17 protein-coding genes are annotated in these 18855 nt (G+C 62.2%); 10 read left to right on the plus strand and 7 right to left on the minus strand.

The window, feature by feature from the left end; all coding sequences use genetic code 11:
* Positions 1–86: 86 nt before the first annotated feature.
* Positions 87–767 (plus strand): DNA-3-methyladenine glycosylase, encoded by a 681-nt coding sequence (locus BMY45_RS03600; RefSeq protein ID WP_092394610.1) that lies wholly within the window; start codon positions 87–89, stop codon positions 765–767.
* A 166-nt stretch (positions 768–933) separates the two neighbouring features.
* Positions 934–2250 (plus strand): bifunctional DedA family/phosphatase PAP2 family protein, encoded by a 1317-nt coding sequence (locus BMY45_RS03605; RefSeq protein WP_092394612.1) that lies wholly within the window; start codon positions 934–936, stop codon positions 2248–2250.
* Between the two features lie 209 nt (positions 2251–2459).
* On the opposite strand, the gene BMY45_RS03615 is transcribed toward BMY45_RS03605, so the two are convergent.
* The 3 genes from BMY45_RS03615 to BMY45_RS03625 are packed head-to-tail and all read right to left on the minus strand — an operon-like array spanning position 2460 to position 4139.
* Positions 2460–3050 (minus strand): LON peptidase substrate-binding domain-containing protein, encoded by a 591-nt coding sequence (locus BMY45_RS03615; protein ID WP_092394618.1) that lies wholly within the window; start codon positions 3048–3050, stop codon positions 2460–2462.
* A 10-nt stretch (positions 3051–3060) separates the two neighbouring features.
* Positions 3061–3777, minus strand: coding sequence for an LrgB family protein (locus BMY45_RS03620; RefSeq protein WP_092394621.1), 717 nt, complete (start codon positions 3775–3777; stop codon positions 3061–3063).
* On the minus strand, positions 3774–4139 hold the full coding sequence (locus BMY45_RS03625) for a CidA/LrgA family protein (RefSeq protein ID WP_060740472.1): 366 nt from the start codon (positions 4137–4139) through the stop codon (positions 3774–3776). Before BMY45_RS03625 ends, BMY45_RS03620 begins: the two co-directional genes overlap by 4 nt.
* Positions 4140–4458: 319 nt before the next feature.
* Here BMY45_RS03625 and BMY45_RS03630 point away from each other — a divergent pair, with 319 nt between their 5' ends.
* The 3 genes from BMY45_RS03630 to BMY45_RS03640 all read left to right on the plus strand — a co-directional run bounded on the left by BMY45_RS03630 (position 4459) and on the right by BMY45_RS03640 (position 7399).
* Positions 4459–4914 (plus strand): MaoC family dehydratase, encoded by a 456-nt coding sequence (locus BMY45_RS03630; RefSeq protein ID WP_092394624.1) that lies wholly within the window; start codon positions 4459–4461, stop codon positions 4912–4914.
* Positions 4915–5011: 97 nt separating this feature from the next.
* Entirely contained in the window at positions 5012–6730 is a 1719-nt protein-coding gene (locus BMY45_RS03635; protein ID WP_092394627.1) for a C13 family peptidase, read from the plus strand.
* A gap of 27 nt (positions 6731–6757) precedes the next feature.
* Positions 6758–7399, plus strand: a complete 642-nt coding sequence (locus tag BMY45_RS03640) for an oxidoreductase (RefSeq protein WP_092394630.1) — start codon at positions 6758–6760, stop codon at positions 7397–7399.
* Between the two features lie 84 nt (positions 7400–7483).
* Here the strand turns inward: BMY45_RS03640 and BMY45_RS03645 are convergent, their stop codons facing one another.
* From BMY45_RS03645 to BMY45_RS03660, 4 genes are all read right to left on the minus strand, one after another.
* Positions 7484–7768 carry a YceK/YidQ family lipoprotein gene (locus tag BMY45_RS03645; RefSeq protein ID WP_092394633.1) on the minus strand — a complete coding sequence of 95 codons (285 nt, stop codon included), beginning with the start codon at positions 7766–7768 and terminating at the stop codon, positions 7484–7486.
* Entirely contained in the window at positions 7761–8408 is a 648-nt protein-coding gene (gene ubiX, locus BMY45_RS03650; RefSeq protein ID WP_092394636.1) for a flavin prenyltransferase UbiX, read from the minus strand. Before ubiX ends, BMY45_RS03645 begins: the two co-directional genes overlap by 8 nt.
* Positions 8405–9754: a UDP-N-acetylmuramate:L-alanyl-gamma-D-glutamyl-meso-diaminopimelate ligase gene (mpl, locus tag BMY45_RS03655; RefSeq protein ID WP_092394639.1), complete on the minus strand. Its 1350-nt coding sequence runs from the start codon at positions 9752–9754 to the stop codon at positions 8405–8407. The genes ubiX and mpl overlap by 4 nt, the downstream gene beginning before the upstream one ends.
* A gap of 274 nt (positions 9755–10028) precedes the next feature.
* Positions 10029–11933: a sigma-54-dependent Fis family transcriptional regulator gene (locus BMY45_RS03660; protein WP_092394643.1), complete on the minus strand. Its 1905-nt coding sequence runs from the start codon at positions 11931–11933 to the stop codon at positions 10029–10031.
* Positions 11934–12355: 422 nt separating this feature from the next.
* Here BMY45_RS03660 and BMY45_RS03665 point away from each other — a divergent pair, with 422 nt between their 5' ends.
* The 5 genes from BMY45_RS03665 to BMY45_RS03685 all read left to right on the plus strand — a co-directional run bounded on the left by BMY45_RS03665 (position 12356) and on the right by BMY45_RS03685 (position 18445).
* Entirely contained in the window at positions 12356–13876 is a 1521-nt protein-coding gene (locus BMY45_RS03665; protein ID WP_092394646.1) for an acetaldehyde dehydrogenase ExaC, read from the plus strand.
* Between the two features lie 264 nt (positions 13877–14140).
* Positions 14141–15589, plus strand: coding sequence for an ethanolamine permease (eat, locus tag BMY45_RS03670; RefSeq protein ID WP_092394649.1), 1449 nt, complete (start codon positions 14141–14143; stop codon positions 15587–15589).
* 57 nt (positions 15590–15646) lie between these two features.
* On the plus strand, positions 15647–17041 hold the full coding sequence (locus BMY45_RS03675) for an ethanolamine ammonia-lyase subunit EutB (RefSeq protein ID WP_092394652.1): 1395 nt from the start codon (positions 15647–15649) through the stop codon (positions 17039–17041).
* 11 nt (positions 17042–17052) lie between these two features.
* Positions 17053–17877, plus strand: a complete 825-nt coding sequence (gene eutC, locus BMY45_RS03680) for an ethanolamine ammonia-lyase subunit EutC (RefSeq protein WP_092394655.1) — start codon at positions 17053–17055, stop codon at positions 17875–17877.
* A 106-nt stretch (positions 17878–17983) separates the two neighbouring features.
* Positions 17984–18445 (plus strand): GNAT family N-acetyltransferase, encoded by a 462-nt coding sequence (locus BMY45_RS03685; protein ID WP_092394658.1) that lies wholly within the window; start codon positions 17984–17986, stop codon positions 18443–18445.
* Positions 18446–18855: the final 410 nt, after the last annotated feature.

Here is an 18855-nt window from a genome sequence, read left to right on the forward strand (position 1 = left end):
ACCTGCGCAAATTGTCGCTGTTCAGCGCTGATTAAGCTTCCCATTGCTATCATCGCGCTTCCTTTGGCCTCACTTCGTCTAACGCCATGACCGATTCGCCACCACAGCCAAACGCCTTGCCCCATGATTTTTTTGATCGCGATGCGCAGGTGCTCGCCCAGGACCTGTTGGGTAAAGTCATTCGCCACAAGGTCGGTGACCTGTGGCTCAGCGCGCGAATCATCGAAACCGAAGCGTATTACTTCGCTGAAAAGGGCAGCCACGCTTCGCTGGGCTATACGGAAAAACGTAAGGCTTTGTTTCTGGATGGCGGCCACATCTATATGTATTACGCCCGGGGTGGCGATTCGCTGAATTTCAGCGCCCAAGGCCCCGGCAATGCGGTGCTGATCAAATCGGCGTACCCGTGGGTCGACCCTGTTTCCGGCCCGGCGAGCCTGGCGCAGATGCTGCTCAACAACCCTGACGCCCAGGGCCGCCCGCGTCCGGCGCAAAAGCTTTGCGCCGGCCAGACCTTATTGTGCAAGGCCCTGGGGCTGAAAGTGCCGCAGTGGGACGCCAAACGCTTCGACCCCGAACGCCTGCTGGTGGAAGACGTGGGCGTGCCAACGGTCAATGTGATCCAGACCACGCGCCTGGGCATCCCACTGGGACGCGACGAACACCTGCTCTACCGCTTCGTCGACGCGGCCTACGCCCCCTGGTGCACGCGGAACCCGCTGCGGCGCGGACAGGTCGAAGGGCGGGATTATTTTTTGCTTTCCTGAACACCGTTTTCTTTTCACAACGGATCCCATGTGGGAGCGAGCCTGCTCGCGATGGCGCCCGATCAGTAGAATTGATGTTGACTGACACACCGCTATCGCGAGCAGGCTCGCTCCCACAGTAAAAAATGCATGCCGTTTAATGCTCAATGGAAATGGAGTTGTCTTTATGGGCCCATGGCTCGATAGCATCACTGGCTGGCTGACCGCCAACCCACAATGGCTGGCGGCGGCGGTGTTTATCGTTGCGTGTGTAGAGTGCCTGGCCATCGCCGGGTTGATCGTGCCGGGTACGGTGCTGTTGTTTGCGGTCACGGTACTGGCCGGCAGCGGAGCGTTGTCGCTGGGCGAGACTTTGCTGCTGGGCCTGCTGGGCGGTTTGCTGGGGGACTTGGTGTCGTATTTCCTGGGCAGACATTTTCACCAGAACATCCGGCGCCTGCCGGGACTGCGGCATCATCCAGAATGGATGAGCGCGGCAGAAAGCTATTTCCAGCGCTACGGCATCGCCAGCCTGCTGGTGGGGCGCTTCATCGGCCCGTTGCGGCCGATGTTGCCGATGGTGGCCGGGATGTTCGACATGCCCTTCCCGCGCTTCGCCGCCGTCAGCCTGCTGGCCGCCACCGGCTGGAGCGTGGCGTATCTGCTGCCCGGCTGGGCCACTGGCGCAGCGATCCGTCTGCCGTTGCCCGAAGGTTTCTGGCCACAGGCCGGTGTCGTGATTGGCAGCATCGCGGTGATGATCGGGCTGAGCGTCAACAGCAGCCTGCGGCGCCATCGACATGCCGCAGCGCTGATCGCAAGCCTGGGCCTGCTGATCCTGATCGGGCTGTTTCTCGGCTTTCGCTATCTCACCGCGTTCGACCAGGGGCTGGTGGCGCTGGTCCAGGAACATCGCAGCCCGACACTGGACGAAATCGCCGTGACCTTCACGCTGATCGGCGAATTCCACTACATGCTGATTTTCAGCGCCCTGCTGACCGGGTTGCTATTGCTCGCGCGCCAATGGCGCCAGGCAATCTTTGCCGGGGCCACGCTGCTGTTCACCGCATTGGCCAATACCGGCACCAAGCACTTTTTCGCCCGTGTACGCCCGGAGGTCCTGAGCGAACCGCTGACCAGCTACAGCATGCCCAGCGGTCATGCCTCCGGCGCCTTTGCCCTGTTCCTGGTCCTGGCCGTGCTGGCCGGTCGCGGGCAACCGCCACGCCTGCGCCTGACCTGGCTGTTGCTGGGCTGTTTGCCGGCGTTGGCCATTGCCTTGTCGCGGGTGTACCTCGGCGCCCATTGGCCAAGCGACATCGTCGCCGGCGCCATGCTCGCCGCCTGTGTCTGCGCGGCCATGCTGTGGCTGAGCCAGCGCCAGACCCCGCTACCGGCCATGCCGGCGAAAATCTGGTGGTTGATTCTGCCGGCGCTGGTGGCGGCGTTCAGTTTCTTCGCACTGCGGCATCTGCCCAACGGGATGTTGCGGTATGCCTATTGAAACCGGCAGCCAGCTATTGCGAGCAGGCTCGCTCCCACAAGGTATCTGCCGTGAAACGACCCTTTGTGGTCACTGAAGATCAACTGTGGGAGCGGGCTTGCTCGCGAAGGTGGTGGGTCATTTAACAGCTGTGTCGGATGACACTCCGCCTTCGCGAGCAAGCCCGCTCCCACAAGGGATCAGTGTTGTTCAGTGAAATATGAATGGGGTCAGGCGAAGAGCTCACCCTGCAACTCATCGAGCAAGGCCTGGATTGCATCCAGCCGCTGCTGAGGATCATCGAGTTGCAGCAGGTCGAGCTTGTCCAGCTCATTGAAGGGCAGCAGGTAGGCCAGTTGATTGGCCAGCGACTGCTGGCCGGTGGCTTCGGTGCCCATGTTCAGGGCCTCGACCATCGGGTGTTCGGCCAGGGCCTTGAGCAGCGCCACCAGGTCGGCATCCTCATCCTGCAGCGGCTGTTCCGGCTCATCCTCCAGCCACTCGACTTCAGCGACGGTCAGTTGATCGGCCTGGACCCTGCTGCTATGCACGAGAAAGCGTCGCCCACCCTGCACGCGAATGCCCAGCAGACCGTTGTCCTGCCGGGAGAAATCGGTGATTCGCGCCTCACAGCCCACCCGCGCAAAGCCGTCAGGGGCAATGCCGACTTCCTCGCCATCGAGGATGCACACCACCCCAAACCCCTCGCCCATTTTCATGCAGCGACCGATCATATCGAGGTAGCGCGCCTCGAAAATCTGCAAATCGAGGATGCAACCGGGGAACAGTACCGTGTTCAACGGGAAAAGCGGCAAGCTCATAAGCAGTTCCTTAAACCGTCATCGACACCACCAACGGCAGCAACACCGCCGTGGCCACGCCCATCAGACTCATCGCCAGCGCCGCAAAGGCGCCGGACTCTTCACTTTCCTGCAACGCCACGGACGTACCGACCGCATGAGCGGTCAGGCCCAGGGCCATGCCACGGGCTTCAGGGCTATGGACACCCAGCCTGGTCAGAATGCTCGGGCCCAGAATCGCCCCGAGCACCCCGGTGATCAACACAAACACCGCCGCCATGGCCGCTACGCCGCCGATCTGCTCGGCCACCAGCATGGCGATCGGTGAAGTCACCGACTTGGGCGCCATGGTCATCAGGATCATGTGTTCGGCGCCAAATGCCCAGCCCAATACCACTGCTGAGGCCGTGGCGAACACCCCGCCTATCACCAGCGTAGTAAAAATCGGCCAGAACAATTGCCGGATCCGTCGCAGGTTCAGGTACAAGGGCACTGCCAGCGCGACGGTGGCCGGCCCCAGCAGAATGCTGAGAATCTCCGTGCTTTCACGGTACTCGGCGTAGCTGATGCCGCAGCCGACCAGCACACCGATCAGCAGCAACATCGACATCAGCACCGGTTGCAGGAACACCCAACGGGTCTTTTCGAACGCCGCCAGCACCAATTGATAGGCGCCCAGGGTAATGCCGATGCCGAACAGCGGATGATGGATCACCGAACTCCAGGCGCCCTGCCAGTCGAGCATCATTGGCTGTCCTCCGGGGCGGCAACGTGACGACGGGCCAGGCGCTGCATCAGCACGCCCGTCAGCGCCACGGACAGCACCAGGGACAAGGTCAACGCGCCAACGATGGCCCAGAAATCGGCGGCAATCGCCCCGGCATATACCATCACCCCGACCGCAGGCGGCACCAGCAGCAAGGGCAAGTAACGCAGCAGGCTACTGGCAGCCAGGTTCAACGGTTCGCTGACTTCACCGCGCATCACCAGATAGCCCAGCAGCAACAGCAGGCCAATGATCGGCCCAGGCAGCACCGGCAAGAACAAATGATTGATCGCAGTGCCCAGCAATTGAAAAAACACCAGCCAGGTCAGGCCCCGTAGCAACATCCGCTCTCTCTCCCCTCACAAACATCCATAAACCCCGTCCCCGTAGGAGCTGCCGAGTGCAACGAGGCGGCGATCTTTCCCCTGCCAACTGAATCCGGAGCGAAAGATCAAAAGATCGTCCGAACGCGGCCCGAGCCTTCGGCAGCTCCTACGGGAGTAACCAGATGACACATTTAAGCACGCCCGCGCTATGGGTCGGCATTCGTAAAAAGCATGGTCGATGACCTTCCACCCCCGCCATGTTGATCTACAGTGGTTCTCCGGGGACGCCGATCCCCGTTCCAACAAGACAAAACCGATGAACCCAAGGAGAGTCTCAATGCCCTATGTTCCCGTTGCAGCGCTCAAAGATTATGTCGGCAAGGAACTTGGACGTTCCGAATGGCTTACCATCGATCAGGAGCGCATCAACCTGTTCGCCGAAGCCACTGGCGACTTTCAGTTCATCCACGTCGATCCGGTCAAGGCCGCGCAGACGCCGTTCGGCAGCACCATCGCCCACGGTTTCCTGTCGCTGTCGCTGATGCCCAAACTGATGGAAGACATCCTGATCCTGCCCGAAGGCGTGAAGATGGTCGTCAACTACGGGCTGGACAGCGTGCGCTTCATCCAGCCCGTGAAAGTCGACTCCAAGGTCCGCCTCAAGGTCGACCTGGTGGACGTGACCGAGAAAAAACCCGGCCAGTGGCTACTCAAAGCCACCGCCACCCTGGAAATCGAAGGTTCGGACAAACCTGCCTACATCGCTGAGCCCCTGTCGCTCTGCTTCGTGTAGCCCCTCGCGGATGCGAAGCCGCTGCGGCAGTTTCGCATCGCTTCTCCTGACGCGCATAGCTGCGGCATACTCGTGACCTGATTACCTGGATCCCGTTATGCGCTCATTTGTCCCCTTGGTCCTGACCCTGCTGCTCACCGCTTGCGGCGACGGCGAATCGCTGTTGCCTCCCGACGCGCGCCTGCCCGACGGCGGACGCTATCGCGGCGAATTGGTGGACGGATTGCTGCAAGGCCAGGGGCGCGTCGATTACCCCAACGGCAGTTGGTACGCCGGACAGTTCGACAAAGGCCAGTGGCACGGCACCGGGGAATGGCATGGCAGCAATGGCGAGATCTATCGCGGCCAGTTCGAGCAGGGCCTGTTCAACGGCCAGGGCAGCCTGACCACGCCCACCAGCAGCTACACCGGCGGCTTCAAGCAAGGCCGGCGCGACGGTGAAGGCACGCTCAAAGAACACGGCATGATCTACCGCGGCGAATTCAAGGCCGACCGCTATTCCGGCTTCGGGCGCCTGGAGCTTGAGGACGGCAGCCAATACCAGGGCCCGTTCGTCAACGGCAAACCCAACGGCGAAGGCCAGCGCTTCGACGCCAGCGGCAACCAGTTCACCGGCCATTTCGTCGACGGCCAGCTCCAGGGCAAAGGCACCTTCAACAGCGCCGAGGGCGATGTCTACATCGGCGGGTTCAAGAACAACCAGCTCAGCGGGCGCGGGCGCTATGAAAATGCCGACGGCGATGTCTGGATCGGCCAGTTCAAGGAAGGCGCGCTCACGGGCAATGGCCAACTGATCGGCGCCGACGGCAGCCACTACCGCGGTCAATTCAATGACTGGCGCTTTAGCGGCCAGGGCCGTTTGAACCTGCCCGACGGCAGTTTTTATATCGGCCAGTTCGAGAACGACACCTACCACGGTCGCGGCACCCTGGCGCTGACCGATGGCACCGTGCAAAGCGGCACCTGGACCAACGGCCTGCGAGTGCGCGACGCGGACGGCCGGCTACTGCCGGATGTGCTCGAACTCGGCCTCCTGGCCCAGGGTCGCCTGTTGGAAACTGCCTTGGCCAATATCCCGGCTTCGACACCGGCGGTGGAACTGTACAGCCTGACGGTGGGCGGCGACGGCAAGCAGAGTGTGTTCCTGCGCGAGTCCGACTACGTCGCCAACATGCTCACCAGCCGTTTTGGCGCGTTCGGCCAGATCCGCCTGGTCAACCACCGCGATCACCTCGGTGACCGGCCCATGGCCACTCGGGAAAGCCTGCGCCGCGCCGCCAGCACCCTGGCAGAGCGCAGCGGTCCGGAAGACCTGATCTTCATCTACCTGACCAGCCACGGCACCAGCGAACACGAACTGGTGCTCGACCAGCCGCGCATGGAGCTGGCCGACCTACCCGCCGATGAACTGGCCGTGGTGCTGGCGCCGCTGAAGGATCGCGACAAAATCGTCGTGATTTCGGCGTGTTATTCCGGCGGCTTCATCCCGGCGCTCAAGAATGAACGCACCTTGATCATGACCGCTTCCCGCGCCGACCGAGTGTCTTTCGGCTGCTCCGAGGAGGCCAACTTCACCTACTTCGGCGACGCCTTGTTCGCCCAGGCCCTGAACCAGACCGACGACCTTGAGCAGGCCTTCAAGCGCGCCAAGGCCACCGTCGCCGAGCGGGAGCAGGCGGACAATTTCGAAGCTTCCGAGCCGCAGATCTGGGCGCCCAGGACCGTCCTTTCCCATTGGCAGCTATTGCGCAAGCAACAGGCGCGAAAAGCATTACAAAGTACGGCATTGAACGACGAGGCCCAAAAGAGCAACTAAGCTGAATCGTATCAAGGGGGAAACACTATGTACTTGACGCCTCAGCATGTTTTGCTTGCCGGAGCTACCGGGCTGACCGGGGAACATCTACTGGACCGGCTGCTCAACGAGCCGACCATCACACGTGTATTGGCGCCTTCACGCCGGCCGCTGGCCGAGCATCCACACCTGGAAAACCCGGTCGGTGAAACGGCCGAATTACTGCCCCGCCTCAGTGGCCAGGTGGACATTGCATTTTGCTGCCTTGGCACGACCCTCAAGAAGGCCGGCTCAGAACAGGCGTTTCGCGCGGTGGACCTGGACCTGGTGGTGGCCTTCGCCAAGCGCGCGCGGGAGCTGGGCGCAAGGCACCTGATCGTGATCAGCGCGCTGGGGGCTGACCCGAACTCTTCGATCTTCTACAACCGGGTCAAAGGCGAAATGGAAGCCGCCCTCAAGGCCCAGGACTGGCCACAACTGACCCTCTGCCGCCCTTCCCTGCTCCTGGGCGAACGCACCGAACCCCGGTTGGCCGAACAATTGGCCGGCCCCTTGTCGAGGCTGATCCCCGGCAAGTACCACGGCATCGAAGCCTGCCAACTGGCCCGCGCCATGTGGCGCCTGGCCTTGGAAGAACAGGAAGGGGTGCGGGTGGTGGAGTCGGATGAGTTGCGTAAGCTCGGCAAATAAAAAGCAAAAAGATCGCAGGCTTCGCCAGCTCCTACAGGGACACGTTTGCTCCTGTAGGAGCTGGCGAAGCCTGCGATCTTTTGACTACAACCCACCCGTAGCCTGAAACCCCACGCCCAACGCTGTCAGCAATGACAACGGCAGCAACAGGGTGTCGAGCAACGCACTGCCGGGCAGGTCCAGGCCTGGGTAGCTCGGGGCCTCGGCGCCGAAGCGGTCCATGGCGCAGCAGCCGCCATTGAGGGCGTAGAGATCCAGGCGCGTCCCGGCATACACCACCGGCGCGCCGGGTTTGGCGGCGTCCAGGGTGCGGGCAGTGGCGCAGCCGGTCAGTTGCAGCGCCAGCAATACCATCAGCAGCTTATTCATCAAGGCTCAAATGGTGCTCGCCCCAGCGTGGCAGCATGTCCTGGGGGATGTTCAGCAGATTGAGAATCCGCGCGACCACAAAATCGATCAGGTCATCGATGGTCTGCGGCTGGTGATAGAAACCCGGTGAGGCCGGCAGAATCGTCACGCCCATGTTCGACAGCTTGAGCATGTGCTCCAGATGAATGCTCGAATACGGCGTCTCACGCGGCACCAGGATCAACTGGCGGCGCTCCTTGAGCGTCACGTCGGCGGCGCGTTCGATCAGATTGTTGCAGGCCCCGGTGGCAATCGCCGAGAGCGTGCCGGTGGAGCACGGCACGACTACCATCGCCGCAGGCGCTCCGGAGCCCGAGGCCACCGGCGACATCCAGTCTTCCTTGCCATACACGCGAATCTGCCCCGCCGCCGCACCGGTGTATTCGGTGAGGAAGGCCTGCATCATCTGGGTCTTGGCCGGCAGGGTGACGTCGGTCTCGGTGGCCATCACCAATTGCGCCGCCTTGGAGATGAGGAAATGCACCTCGCGGTCCTCCCGCACCAGGCAATCGAGCAGGCGCAAACCATACTGGGCGCCGGAAGCGCCGGTCATCGCCAGCGTGATGCGTTCGGGACCATTGCTCTCCAGGCGCGTATTCATTGCAGTGCCTCAGCCAGTTTGCCATGCAGGCCGCCGAAGCCGCCGTTGCTCATGATCACCACATGAGTACCGGGCTGGGCCTGGCTCTTCACGCGCTCAATGATGCCTTCCAGGGAATCGCTGACAATCGACGGCACCGTGCACAGCGCGGCGGTGGCGCCCAGGTCCCAGCCCAGATTGGCCGGCGCGTACCAGATCACCTGATCGGCATCCACCACGCTTTCCGGCAGACCGTCGCGGTGGGCGCCGAGCTTCATCGAGTTGGAACGCGGCTCGATGATCGCGATCAGCGGCGCATCACCGATGCGCTTGCGCAAACCGTCGAGGGTGGTGGCGATGGCTGTCGGGTGGTGGGCGAAGTCGTCGTAGATGGTGATGCCGCGTACTTCAGCGACCTTTTCCATCCGCCGCTTCACGCTTTTGAACGCACTCAACGCGGCGATGCCCATGGACGGCACCACGCCGACATGACGGGCCGCCGCGAGAGTGGCCAGCGCGTTGGCGACGTTGTGCTGGCCGGTCATGTCCCAATCGACCACGCCTTGGGCCACGCCTTCGAACATGACTTCGAACTGCGAACCGTCGTCCTTGAGCAACTTCACTTGCCACTGCCCGCCGGCACCGGTGGTTTGCACCGGGGTCCAGCAGCCCATCTCGATCACCCGCTGCAAGGCAGGCTCAGTGGTCGGATGGATCACCAGGCCTTCACTCGGAATGGTGCGCACCAGATGGTGGAATTGCCGCTCGATGGCCGGCAGATCGGGGAATATGTCGGCGTGATCGAATTCAAGGTTGTTGAGGATCGCGGTACGTGGACGGTAGTGGACAAACTTCGAGCGTTTATCGAAGAACGCGCTGTCGTATTCGTCGGCTTCGATCACGAAAAACGGTGTGCCGCCCAGGCGTGCCGACACTGAGAAGTTCTGCGGCACGCCGCCGATCAAGAAGCCCGGGCTCATGCCCGCGTGCTCCAGCACCCAGGCAAGCATGCTGCTGGTGGTGGTCTTGCCATGGGTGCCGGCCACGGCCAGGACCCAACGGCCCTGCAACACATGATCGGCCAGCCATTGCGGGCCAGAGACGTACGGCAGGCCTTTGTTGAGCACGTATTCAACCGCCGGATTGCCACGGGACATGGCGTTGCCGATGACCACCAGGTCTGGCGCCGGGTCCAGTTGCGCCGGGTCGTAGCCTTGGGTCAATTCAATGCCCTGGGCCTCCAGCTGCGTGCTCATCGGCGGGTAGACGTTGGCGTCGGAACCGGTCACGTGATGGCCCAGCTCCTTGGCCAATACGGCCATCGAACCCATGAAAGTGCCGCAAATACCGAGAATATGGATGTGCATAGTCGACCTCGTAAAACATGGCCGCAGGTTAGCCTAGGGAGGGGGAAATCGCACCTTGTGTTTAAGCCCCGGTACACAGACGGGCGTCTGTGGGAGCAAGGCTTGCCCGCGATAGTGGTGGGTCAGCTTGCAGTGATGTTGAATGTGCAGTCGCCTTCGCGAGCAAGCCCGCTCCCACAGTTGCTCCACAACCCTGGCTTTTGTGGCGAGGGAGCTTGCTCCCTCGCCACAACAGCAGTCAGCAGTCAGCAGTCAGCGGCCAGCAGTCCGTGATTCAGCGGGCGATGGCGTGTTTGCGCAGCTTTCGGTAAAGGGTGTTGCGGCTGATGCCCAGTTGTTCGGCGGTGTGGGTCATGTGCCAGCGCTGGCGTTCCAGGACATCAAGCAACGCCAACCGCTCGGCATCGTCCAGCGGGCGCTCAGCCAGCGTTTCAACCGTCGCCTGTGGACTCTGGCGGATCATCGCCGGCAAGTCCTCCAATCCGATCCGCCCCCCGTCGCACAAGGCCGCGAGGGTGCGCAGCACATTGCGCAGCTGCCGCACGTTGCCCGGCCAGTCAAAACTCAGCAATGCCTGACGCGCCGGTTCGTCGATGGACACCGCTTCGGCGCCCGCCTCTTCGGCCAGCAGAAAATCCAGCAACTGGGACTTGTCGCTACGCTCGCGCAATGCCGGCAGCGGGATTTCCAGCCCGTTGAGCCGATAGTACAAGTCTTCGCGAAAGCTGCCGTCGCGCACCCGATCAAGCAGTTGACGGTGGGTGGCGCTGATGATGCGCACGTTGACCGCTTCGGGTTCGCCGCCGATGGGCACCACCTGGCGATCTTCCAGCACTCGCAGCAAGCGGGTCTGCAAGGCCAGGGGCATGTCACCGATTTCATCGAGAAACAGCGTGCCGCCGTCGGCCTGTTGCAGCTTGCCGCGCATGCCTTCCTTGCGGGCGCCGGTGAAGCTGCCGCCGCGATAACCGAACAGCTCGCTTTCGATCAGGCTTTCCGGGATGGCCGCACAGTTGAGCGCCACGAAGTTTTTCCCGGCGCGCTGGCTGGCATGATGCACGGCCTTGGCGAAGGCTTCCTTGCCGGAGCCGGTTTCGCCATGGATCAGCAGCGGCACATCGCGCTCGAACACCCGCAGCGCCTTGCGAAAATGCTCCTGCAACGCCGCATCCCCCAGGCAGAGGCCCGGCAACCGGGCGGGCTCGATGGCTTTAAACGCAGGGACGACCGGGACCGGCACGCTGCGCGGCTGTCCCCGCAGTACCGCAAACAAATGCCGCCCGTCACGGGTGCGCAACGGCCAACTGGCGCTGGCCTGGGCGCTGGCCCGGCCGAGCAGCTCATCCAGTGAACAATCGAAAAAGTCTTCCACCCGCTGACCGAGCAAACCACCGCGAATATGCCCCAACAGGTTCAGCGCACTCTGGTTGGCGGCACTGATCCGCCCTTCGCCGTCGAACGCCAGCAGCCCCTCGCTGAACAACCCCACGGACTCGGCCTGCAAATGAAAGCGCAGCAACCATTGATTGTCGAAGCAACGCAGGAAATAGCAGCTCTCGATCATCTTTGCCGAGAGGTTGACCAGGGCCATGGTGTGGAACTGGCTCTGGCGCGACACGTCTGGCCGGGCCGATGACACATCCAGCACCGCGAGCAGTTCACCCTGGGGGTCGAACACCGGGCTGGCCGAGCAGGTCAGGCCCGTGTGGCGGCCGCGAAAGTGTTCTTCCTGGTGAATGGTCAGGGCCTGGCGCTCCACCAGGCAAGTGCCGATGCCGTTGGTGCCCTCGCAGGCTTCGCTCCAGTCGGCGCCGAGCCAGAGGCCGGCGCGCTCGAAAATCTTGCGCTCGCTGGGAGCAGTGACGCAGTTGAGGATCACGCCGCGAGCGTCAGTCAGCAACACCGCGTGGCCGGCGCCGGAGAGCTGTTGATGCAAGCTGGTCATTTCCGTGCCGGCGATCTGCAACACCTGTTGCAGACGCTCGCGGCTTTCCAGCACCCGACCATGCTCGAGCACCGTTGGCGCCAGGTTCTGCGCCGGATCGAGGTGATAGTCCTCAAGGCAGCGCAGCCAGGAGCGGGCAATCGACGGATCGCTACCGGGCCCCTGCAGATGGGCCTTGCCCTGGGTGACCGTCAGGACTTGTTGGGCATGGCGACTCAAGTGGTTGCTGTGCATTTCTTATTATTTCTCCCCGAAGGTTGCGGCCTTACTGTAGGAGCTGCCGAAGGCTGCGATCTTTTGATCTTTTGATCTTTCGCTTGAGATTCAATTGGCAGGGGAAAAAATCGCAGCCTCGTTTCACTCGACAGCTCCTACCCGACCTGCCTGGCATCAAAGCCCAGCATCCTCCAGCCCAACCCGCTTTGCAATGCTGGCGCGACCCACCAGTCACAGCTTGTGTCAGATACGGCACAAACTGTCACACCCGCTGTATCGCAATCGTCACACAGCCCATCCGTTGGTCCGACCAACTCCTCCTAAAGTCTTGATTTACGGGCGCTGCAAGGCAGTGGCCCGACCTTTGCTCTAGGCTTAATTACCAGCGCTCAATTTTGCGCGGCCTCCCGTATAAGCACAAAAGCCAAGGAGAACTCATCATGCGTTACGCTCACCCCGGTACTGAAGGCGCTATCGTTTCGTTCAAGAGCAAATACGGTAACTACATCGGCGGCGAGTTCGTCGCGCCTGTCAAAGGTCAGTACTTCACCAATACTTCCCCGGTCAATGGCCAGCCCATTGCCGAATTCCCGCGCTCCACGGCCGAAGACATCGAAAAAGCCCTGGACGCCGCCCACGCTGCTGCTGATGCCTGGGGCGCCACGTCCGCCCAGGCCCGTTCGCTGGTTCTGCTGAAAATCGCCGACCGCATCGAAGCGAACCTTGAGGTTCTGGCGATCACCGAGTCCTGGGACAACGGCAAGGCTGTGCGTGAAACCCTCAACGCCGACATCCCCCTGGCCGCCGACCACTTCCGCTACTTCGCCGGTTGCCTGCGCGCCCAGGAAGGCAGCGCCGCCGAGATCGACGGCAACACCGTGGCCTATCACATCCATGAACCGCTGGGCGTGGTCGGGCAGATCATCCCCTGGAACTTCCCGCTGCTGATGGCCGCCTGGAAACTCGCGCCGGCCCTGGCCGCCGGCAACTGCGTGGTGCTCAAACCCGCCGAGCAAACCCCGCTGGGCATCTGCGTGCTGATGGAACTGATCGGCGACCTGCTGCCACCCGGCGTGCTGAACGTGGTGCAAGGCTTCGGCAAAGAAGCCGGTGAAGCCCTGGCCACCAGCAAGCGCATCGCCAAGATCGCCTTCACCGGCTCGACCCCGGTCGGCTCGCACATCATGAAATGCGCGGCTGAGAACATCATCCCGTCCACCGTGGAGCTGGGCGGCAAGTCGCCGAACATCTTCTTCGAAGACATCATGCAGGCCGAGCCAAGCTTCATCGAAAAGGCTGCCGAAGGCCTGGTGCTGGCGTTCTTCAACCAGGGCGAAGTGTGCACCTGCCCTTCCCGCGCCCTGGTGCAGGAGTCGATCTACGACGAGTTCATGAAGGTTGTGATGAACAAAGTCCTGCAGATCAAACGCGGCGACCCACTGGACACCGACACCATGGTCGGCGCCCAGGCGTCCGAGCAGCAATTCGACAAGATTCTTTCGTACCTGGAAATCGCCAAGGGCGAAGGTGCCGAACTGCTGACCGGCGGCAAGGTGGAAAAACTCGAGGGCAACCTGGCCACGGGTTATTACATCCAGCCAACCCTGCTCAAGGGCACCAACAAGATGCGCGTGTTCCAGGAAGAAATCTTCGGCCCAGTGGTGAGCATCACCACCTTCAAGGATGAAGCCGAAGCCCTGGCGATCGCCAACGACACCGAGTTCGGCCTCGGCGCCGGTCTGTGGACCCGCGACATCAACCGCGCCTACCGCATGGGCCGGGCGATCAAGGCCGGTCGCGTCTGGACCAACTGCTACCACCTCTACCCGGCTCATGCCGCGTTTGGTGGTTACAAGAAGTCCGGCGTAGGTCGTGAAACCCACAAGATGATGCTCGACCACTATCAGCAGACCAAGAATCTGCTGGTGAGCTACGACATCAATCCGTTGGGGTTCTTCTAAGCCAGCGGGGCGAGGCAGGCTCTCCTGCTTTGCCCCTTAGATAGCTATCGCGAGCAGGCTCGCTCCCACAAGGATCTGTGGATAACTCTCCTTCAGGGTTGAAACAGATCCCCTGCGGGAGCGGGCTTGCTCGCGAAAGCGGTGTGTCAGTCACATAGTTGCTCAAGGTGCCGCCGCCTTCGCGAGCAAGCCCGCTCCCACAGGGGTACTGCGCTAATCCGGCGATCAGGCTAGACAAAAAAACAATAAAAACAGGTAACCCCTATGCCAAGCGAACACGTAAACCCGCAATCGGCACCCTCCTCGGTCGACTTCGAAAAAGTCGGCTCCGAATACTTCCAACAACGCGAACTGAAAAAAGGTGCGGCGGGCTGGGTCCTGCTGGTGGGCCTGGGGGTGGCGTATGTCATTTCCGGGGACTACGCCGGCTGGAACTTCGGCCTGGCCCAAGGCGGTTGGGGCGGGATGTTCCTCGCCACGCTGCTGATGGCCGCGATGTACCTGTGCATGTGCTTCTCCCTGGCCGAGCTGTCCTCGATGATTCCTACCGCCGGCGGCGGCTATGGCTTTGCCCGTAGCGCATTCGGGCCCTGGGGCGGGTTTCTCACGGGCACGGCGATCCTGATCGAGTACGCCATCGCCCCGGCGGCGATTGCGGTGTTCATCGGCGCGTATTGCCAGTCACTGTTCGGCATTGGCGGCTGGATGATCTACCTGGCGTTCTACATCATCTTCATCGCCATCCACATATTCGGCGTGGGTGAAGCCCTCAAGCTGATGTTCATCATCACCGCCGTCGCCGCCCTGGCACTGGGCGTGTTTCTGGTAGCGATGGTGCCGCACTTCGACGTCGCCAACCTGCTGGACATCCCGGTCACAGCGGCTACGGGCGCCAGCCCATTCCTACCGTTCGGCTATGTCGGCGTGTGGGCAGCCATTCCGTATGCCATCTGGTTTTTCCTGGCCGTGGAAGGCGTACCGCTGGCGGCCGAAGAAACCAAGAACCCCAAACGTGACCTGCCGCGCGGCCTGATCGGCGCCATGCTGGTGCTGGTGGCGTTTGCCTTGCTGATTCTGGTGATCGGCCCAGGCGGCGCGGGTTCCAATGCGCTGATGGCTTCGGGCAACCCGCTGGTGGAAGCGCTGGCCAAGGCCTACGGCGGCTCGACCTGGATGGGTAACTTCGTCAACCTCGTCGGCCTGGCGGGCCTGATCGCCAGCTTCTTCTCGATCATCTACGCCTACTCGCGGCAGATCTTCGCCTTGTCTCGCGCCGGTTACCTGCCACGCAAACTCTCCGAAACCAACAAAAGCAAAGCACCGGTATTGGCGCTGATCATCCCCGGCATCATCGGTTTCGGCTTGTCCCTGACCGGCCAGGGCGATCTGCTGATTCTGGTAGCGGTGTTCGGCGCCACCATCTCTTACGTGCTGATGATGGCCGCGCACATCACCCTGCGCATCCGTCGCCCCAAAATGGACCGGCCATACCGCACACCGGGCGGCATCTTCACCTCGGGCGTGGCCCTGGTGCTGGCGTGCATCGCCGTGGTGGCGGGCTTTCTGGTGGATCCACGGGTGGTCATCGGCGCCGCGATCATCTATGGAGTGTTAATTGCTTACTTCGCGTTCTACAGTCGGCATCACTTGGTAGCAGGCACGCCTGAAGAGGAATTCGCGGCGATTCAAAAAGCCGAAGAAGCCTTGCACTGAGTTGTAAAACGCCGAAAACCACGGCGCCGCCCAGCGGCGCCGTCACGGAGAACCTGTATGGCCAGTTTTGCACACACGGTCGGCGCGCAGACCTACCGCTTCGACAGCCTCAAAGACCTGATGGCCAAGGCCAGCCCGGCACGTTCCGGGGACTTCCTCGCCGAAATCGCCGCGCTCAACGACGGCGAGCGGGTAGCCGCGCAAATGGCGCTGGCCGACTTGCCCCTCAGCCATTTCCTGCAAGAAATGCTGATTCCTTACGAGGTCGACGAAGTCACCCGGCTGATCGTCGACACCCACGATAAACAGGCCTTTGCCCCGGTCAGCCATCTCACGGTTGGCGGTTTTCGCGACTGGCTGCTCAGCGATGCGGCCGACGAACACAGCCTGCGAGCCTTGGCCCCGGGCCTGACCCCGGAAATGGTCGCCGCCGTATCGAAGATCATGCGCGTGCAAGACCTGGTGCTGGTGGCGCAGAAGATCCGTGTGGTGACCAAGTTCCGCGGCACCCTTGGCCTGCGCGGGCGGCTGTCCACCCGCCTGCAACCCAATCACCCCACCGACGAACCCGCCGGGATCGCCGCGAGCATCCTCGACGGCCTGCTCTTCGGTAACGGTGACGCCATGATCGGCATCAACCCGGCCACCGACAGCACGGCGTCGATCTGCGCCATGCTGGAAATGCTCGACGCCATCATCCAACGCTACGACATCCCCACCCAAGGCTGCGTGCTGACCCACGTCACCACCTCCATCGAGGCGGCGAACCGTGGCGTGCCCCTGGACCTGGTGTTCCAGTCCATCGCCGGCACCGAAGCGGCCAACGCCAGTTTCGGCATCAACCTGAACGTCTTGCAGGAAGGCTACGACGCCGGGCTGAGCCTGAATCGCGGCACCTTGGGCAACAACCTGATGTATTTCGAAACCGGCCAGGGCAGCGCGCTGTCAGCCAACGCCCACCATGGCGTCGATCAACAGACCTGCGAAACCCGAGCCTACGCCGTCGCACGGCATTTCAAGCCGTTTCTGGTGAATACCGTCGTAGGATTTATCGGCCCGGAATACCTGTACAACGGCAAACAGATCATCCGCGCCGGCCTGGAAGACCACTTCTGCGGCAAGCTGCTGGGCGTACCGATGGGTTGCGACATCTGCTACACCAACCACGCCGAAGCCGACCAGGACGACATGGACACCCTGCTGACCCTGCTGGGCGTGGCCGGGATCAACTTCATCATGGGTATCCCCGGCTCCGACGACATCATGCTCAACTACCAAACCACCTCGTTCCACGACGCCCTCTACGCCCGCCAGACCCTGGGCCTCAAACCCGCGCCGGAATTCGAAACGTGGCTGGCGAACATGGGCATCTTCACCCAGGCCGATGGCCGGGTTCGGTTCGGCGACAACCTGCCACCGGCGTTTCGTCACGCCCTCGCGCATTTGGGATGAGTGACCTGCCCATGGATAAAAAACCTGTCGATCCACAAAACCCTTGGCTGAATCTGCGCAACCTCACCCCGGCGCGCATCGCCCTGGGCCGTACCGGCACCAGCCTGCCGACCCAGGCGCAACTGGACTTCCAGTACGCCCACGCCCAGGCCCGCGATGCGGTGCACTTGGCGTTCGACCATGAAGGCATTCGCGCGCAACTGACTGAACGCGACCGCGACAGCCTGCTGCTGCACAGTGCCGCCAGCGACCGCAACAGCTACCTGCAACGCCCGGACCTGGGCCGGCGGCTTGATGAAGCCTCCGTACAGATCCTGCAGGACCACGTCGCGGCCAATCCCGGCGGCGTCGACCTGGCCATCGTGGTGGCCGACGGTCTGTCGGCGCTGGCGGTGCATCGGCATACGCTGCCATTCCTGGCGCGGCTGGAAGAACAGACCGCCACTGAGGGCTGGTCAACCTCGCCAGTGATTCTGGTGGAACAGGGCCGGGTCGCGGTGGCCGATGAAGTGGCGCAGCGGCTCGGGGCCAAAATGTCGGTGATCCTGATCGGTGAACGCCCCGGCCTCAGCTCCCCCGACAGCCTGGGTTTGTATTTCACCTACAACCCCAAGGTCGGCCTGACCGATGCGTATCGCAACTGCATCTCCAACGTTCGCCTCGAAGGTTTGAGCTATGGCATGGCCGCCCATCGCCTGATCTACCTGATGCGCGAGGCCTGCCGCAGACAGCTCTCGGGGGTCAATCTGAAGGACGAAGCCCAGGTTCAAACTCTAGACTCGGAAAATGCCGCCGATATGAAAGGTAACTTCCTACTGATGCCGCCCCGAAGCTGATCCTTTTACACGATTGCGTTTTTGATCCGCTTTCAGGCAGCATCGAAGCACGGCAGAACGCCGTTGTTGTCCGAGTATCTGTCGACCTTTGCAGACGAGACCTACTATGCGGATTATCCAAGCGACCCTGGAACACCTGGACCTGCTGACCCCATTGTTCGTCAAATACCGGGAATTTTATGGCTCACTGCCCTACCCGGATTCGTCCCGAGCCTTCCTCGAAAAACGCCTGCGCCGCAAGGAATCGGTGATCTACCTGGCGTTGCCCGATGACGATGACAACCGGTTGCTGGGCTTCTGCCAGCTCTACCCCAGCTTCTCGTCACTGTCCCTCAAACGCGTGTGGATCCTCAACGACATCTACGTCGCCGAAGACGCCCGCCGCCAACTGGTGGCCGACAACCTGATCCGCACCGCGAAAAAAATGGCCAAGGAAACCAACGCCGTGCGCATGCGTGTCTCCACCAGCAGCAACAACGACGTGGCGCAGAAAACCTACGAGTCCATCGGCTTCAAGGAAGACACCGAGTTCAAGAACTACGTGTTGCCCATCAGCGAAGAGCTCTGAGCCGACAGCAATACCTCAGTGGTGAGGGAACCCTCACCACACCAATATCCCTGACACACCACACCCCCCGTGGCGAGGGAGCTTGCTCCCGCTGGGCTGCGAAGCAGCCCCAAAACCTGAGCACGCGATACATCAGACCGCCCGAGCCGCTTACTTCAGGGCCGCTTCGCGCCCCAACGGGAGCAAGCTCCCTCGCCACATTAAGCCAGCGCACACCCATACCCCCGGCACGACACCGACCCTCCACCACAAAAGCCAGAGCACACCCATCCACCTGACAAAACACCACCCCCGTGGCGAGGGAGCTTGCTCCCGCTGGGCTGCGCAGCAGCCCCAAAACCTGAGCACGCGGTGTATCAGATTGAGCGGGCCGGCTGATTCAGGGCCGCTTCGCGCCCCAGCGGGAGCAA

This window comes from Pseudomonas sp. NFACC39-1 (genome assembly GCF_900110355.1).
GTDB classification, from domain to species: Bacteria; Pseudomonadota; Gammaproteobacteria; order Pseudomonadales; family Pseudomonadaceae; genus Aquipseudomonas; species Aquipseudomonas tehranensis.